The sequence below is a fragment of the Citrobacter sp. wls613 genome (genome assembly GCF_005281195.1).
Classification (GTDB): Bacteria; Pseudomonadota; Gammaproteobacteria; order Enterobacterales; family Enterobacteriaceae; genus Citrobacter; species Citrobacter gillenii.
Genome location: NZ_SZXN01000064.1, coordinates 1 through 4,375 on the forward strand (window position 1 = coordinate 1; position 4,375 = coordinate 4,375).

Here is a 4,375-nt window from a genome sequence, read left to right on the forward strand (position 1 = left end):
ATGAGAATCTTCGATTAAGGTTCGATTCGAGCATCTACGCTCACTTTCTGTCATATCTTTCCACCAGTTCTTGCAGTGTGTCACCAGCCCGCTCTAATGCCGTCAGTCCACCACGTAGCCAGATCCCTTTGCCGCTGTATTCCAGCCGCGCCGCATGATCAAACTGATCATAATCGACCGGATAAACCAGTGCGGGAATATTACGCGTTATGCAGTGCCACATAATACCGGCCCCGCCATGGTGAATAACTGCAGCATAACGTGATAAACACCGATCGTAATCGACCCACGGCACGCGACAAAAATTGCCCTGTTGATAGCGCTGCCCACTCGTTCCATTTCCTTCGGTAAAATGAAACTCCCAGTCAGGCATGGTCCCTGCGAGCACTGCAACGGCACCCACTACCGCCTCTTTATGCCAGTCCAGATGCGTCCCCAGCGTTACCAGCACATGCTTTTTACCTTCCTTAAACACAGGTTCCTGATAGCCAAGCGGCGGCGTGTAGAGCGCCGGTCCAATAAAGCGCAGCACATCCGGCCAGGTTTGTGGAAACTCAAACTCACGTTCGCTCAGGGCGAGAATGCGCGTTGGAGAATACGCACATTCACTGCCATCGGGACGGTAAAGACGTGTAATACCGGTCTGGTGGATTGTATGGCGAAATAACCAGAAGACAGCACGCTTGAACAGACGCACTTTTTTACGCTGCAATAAATACCAGTATTGCTCCATCCTGTTCTTAGCGGGCATTAATCCGCCGCAGTAAGCGGGCGTTCCCTCCGGACTTTCCAGTACACAGGGCGATGGCAGACTGGTCCACCATGGCACGTCACATCGACGACAAACTTCCCCGACTATCGGCAGCGTAAAATCAGCAATAGCTAAATCGGGAACGCCCTGCTGATGCCAGAGTTGCTCCAGTTCATCAGCAAAGTTTTTCAGTAACCCGACCACAGCGCGAAACTGTCGATAAAGCTTCATCGGACTGGATTTTACCGCATAGCGTGGATTCGCCACCGCCAGCAGCGGCGTATCATACTCACCGGGCAAAACCATTGCGGTAAGCCCCGCGGCCGTGATCTTTGCTGCTGCGCCACGAGTGCTGATAATCCGCACCTGATACTGCGTGGATAGCGCGAGGCCCATCGCCAAAACAGGATGCAAATGTCCGGCAAACGGTGGGGCCAACAGATCAATACGGGTCACGCCAGGCGGAATAAGATCGTATAAACGTTGCATTACAGCGTCCTGATAAAGCGTCTGCACAAATCGCTCAGTGCAGGCTGGGCAAGATAGTTCATATGTCCGCAGGCAATATGCGTATCCACGTCGCGAAACCAGAGGCGGGAGATCCAGTCCTTCTGCCCCTGAACCAACAGGTGACGGCAGGTAGGGCGATGGCGGGCTACCGGGCCATAGGCAAAAATGCTGACGTGCGATAAATCTGCTGCAGAAAGCTGAAGATTATTAAACAGCTCAAGTCCACAGCTTCCCGCCAGCAGCAGCGTATGATCGGCTGATGCCAGTAGCATGCGCGTCGCCTCCTGGTAGGTTTGGCTAAATGCAGGGCGACGCGAGCCAAGATAGTCGCGCGCATTGTTCCAACTCGCCTGAATAATCGGGGTAGCCCGCCACTCATCTACCCCCATTACCCACGGAAAATTTAACGCCAGACATCGGCCCTCTCTGTTTAGCGTAGCCATAAACGCACGCTGCAACGGGCTTAATGCTGGATTCCCCGGCTGACTTCGACCGGTAATGAAGGCGATTTGCAGGCTCATCGGGAGATAAACCGATCGTTACTAAAAATACGATACCGTCTTGAGCGCCAGTAAATCGTACGGTTCAACATTGCGTGGAGTAAATGAACCGGTTGCAGTAATTCCGATAAAAGCGACAACATCGGATGTGCCGGTATCAGCTCTGAAAGGCCGTGTTGTACACAGCGTAGCGCGAAATAACGAATGATTACCACCCCTGTCAAGATAACCGCATCCGCCGCTCCACCGCTCAGCGCCAGTATTAGCATGCTCCAGAGCAGCAGCGGGTGCAGACCCTGGAGCAGAAAAATCGCCAGATTTACCGACACCGTTTTCTCGCGCATTAACAACGTTGCGAACAAAAACCAGCGATGCATCTGGCGGGCATAACGCCTGAGATCCGGCACGCTGGTTTGAACCTGAACAGTGGCCGTAGACTGAACAATCTCTATACCTTGCCGGGTGAGCAGCGTTGCCAGAGCCAAATCATCCGTCAGATGATGGAGAATCGGCGTGAATCCCCCTACCTGCGCCAACGTATCCCTATAAATGACATAACACATCCCGTTCAGCGTCAGCGGCCGGGTAAAGGGTAACAGCGGAAGATAGGTCAACGCCGAGTTATCGTTTACAAACTGAGCCAGCAGGCGTGAGGGTATATTGTGCGCGGGTCGATACCAGGGTAACGCAGTGACCAGTGTATGTGCGTTGAGTTCACTCAGCATATGTTGCAGCGAGGACGCATCCAGGGAGGCATCATCGTCCAGCACCATCAGGCAGGATGTTTGCACCTGAGATCGTGCCTGCTCCAGTTTAAACAGCTTCGGATTCAGCCCTTGTGGCGCAGGCGCATAGCGCAAAAGGCGAATATCACACTGCGGATAACGCTGCTGCAACTGGCGCGAAACGCGCGCGCCTTCATCGTCATCATCATCGATCAGCCACAAAAAATGCGCGTCAGGCAACTGTTGCAAGTTTGTCTCCAGCACCGACGACAAGGCCGGATCGCCACTGAGGATCGGTTGCAGCACCGTCACGTCATGGCTACCAATGAATGACTCAGGCCGGGGAGCACGCAAAATCTTCCGCGCGAAAACGCATTTAAACAGCAAAATTGTTAGCCAGAGTAACGCGATGGTCATCATAACCGCTGCACCTTATCGTCCTGTAAAAACTGTTTCAAACTCTGCATGAATATCTGGCGTGGTGCGCCGAAATCCGCCAGCATCAGACTGACGTCAAGGGTGGAGGAGTAGCCAAAAACGCCAATGCCAAATTGGGTGATAGGCGGCTCCCCGGCCAGCGGCAAGGTTCGCCATAGCCCCTCCAGCAAGGCCGCAAAACGTCGCGCGCTCATCACCGACAGCGCACGCGTGGGCACCGGCAAATCACACTGGCGCAAAATGTCATGAAGCAGATCCTGCGTGACCACCGGCTGCGCAGCAGAGATGTTATAGCAGGGCCGCAACTGCATCGCCGTCGCCGCCTGCATCAGATAATCGCATAGCGTATCAATGTGCATAATATCTGCCTGCGCCGGATATTCGCTATAGAGGTTTACCAGCTTTTTTTGCGTGCGGCCTCCAGCAGCGGCGGAAATAACAGCGCATCACCCGGCCCGAATACCGCACAGGGCCGAAAAATCGTTTTCTCACCGGCATAAGCCTGTACATGTTGTTCCGCCAGAAATTTGCTCCGCGCATATTTGCTGGTAAATTCCGGCCCCACAGGGGTCGTTTCCGTCAGACGGTATTGATGGGCAAAGCGATAATAGACCGCCGCCGTAGAGAGCAAAATCAGCCGGGGTGACTGGCGGGAATAGCAGAAATCGATGACCTGGCGCGTGGTCTGCACATTATCGCGCGCGTACTCCTGACGCGTACCCCAGGGCGATGCCCTACCCGCCGCGTGGATCACAACGTCGGGCTCCACATCAAGCGTCTGCAACTGGTCAAGAGGACATGCCTGATAGTACACCGATGGAGGTAAATCAGACTGCGGTCGGCGGCCCACACCGTACAGCGAGATCTGCGGATCGTCGGCAAACCGCCGCAAAAAAGCGCCGGCAATAAACCCGGACGCGCCGGTGAGTAAAATCTTCATGGCGTATCGCGCTCCGGTGGTTGCCCCATCTTCCTGAGAAAATGCTGTTGGAGCGACAGCAAATCACGCAACGTGAGCACGGAGTAATCCATCCCCTGCTGCTGTGCAATATCGGCAATGATGCTGCAAAGCGCCGGGTAATGACGATGATGCCAGTGGGGAAATAGGTGATGCGTCAAATGAAGATTGATACCGCCAAGCCAGTATCCCAGCCACGCAGGCGTGGGCCGCCAGTCGAAGGTCGTGGCGAAGGTATGCGCGATTCTTCCCTGCGTCATGCGTCCTGTCGAAGGCGGAAGCTGAGAGTATCCTTTGGCCCAGTGAGTCCCGATGATCAGCATGACGAAAATCAGCGATGCGATAAGCTGGCTCACCACATAGGTCCCCAGCACGGTAAGCCCGCCTAGCCGATCCGCCAGCAGCCATAAAGGCAGCGCCAGCGTTAATATCAGATGCACCGCTTTACTGACCAGAAAACGGCTCCAGCCCGCCGCACCACGCCGGGCCAGGT

4 protein-coding genes and 1 pseudogene are annotated in these 4,375 nt (G+C 54.7%); all 5 read right to left on the reverse strand.

Translation table 11 applies throughout. The annotated features are described in order from the left end of the window. Nucleotides 1-40: 40 nt before the first annotated feature. Entirely contained in the window at nucleotides 41-1,240 is a 1,200-nt protein-coding gene (locus FDX01_RS13875) for a glycosyl transferase (protein WP_137399951.1), read from the reverse strand. Then, nucleotides 1,240-1,782, reverse strand: coding sequence for a hypothetical protein (locus tag FDX01_RS13880; RefSeq protein ID WP_137399952.1), 543 nt, complete (start codon nucleotides 1,780-1,782; stop codon nucleotides 1,240-1,242). The genes FDX01_RS13875 and FDX01_RS13880 overlap by 1 nt, the downstream gene beginning before the upstream one ends. Next, nucleotides 1,779-2,906 (reverse strand): glycosyltransferase, encoded by a 1,128-nt coding sequence (locus tag FDX01_RS13885; protein ID WP_137399953.1) that lies wholly within the window; start codon nucleotides 2,904-2,906, stop codon nucleotides 1,779-1,781. The genes FDX01_RS13880 and FDX01_RS13885 overlap by 4 nt, the downstream gene beginning before the upstream one ends. Beyond that, nucleotides 2,903-3,864 (reverse strand): annotated as a pseudogene (locus FDX01_RS24150) (NAD(P)-dependent oxidoreductase). Before FDX01_RS24150 ends, FDX01_RS13885 begins: the two are co-directional and overlap by 4 nt. Next, nucleotides 3,861-4,375 (reverse strand): fatty acid desaturase (locus tag FDX01_RS23850; protein ID WP_249360987.1); only part of this gene is annotated, 515 nt, incomplete at its 5' end. The gene FDX01_RS23850 and the pseudogene FDX01_RS24150, both read right to left, overlap by 4 nt.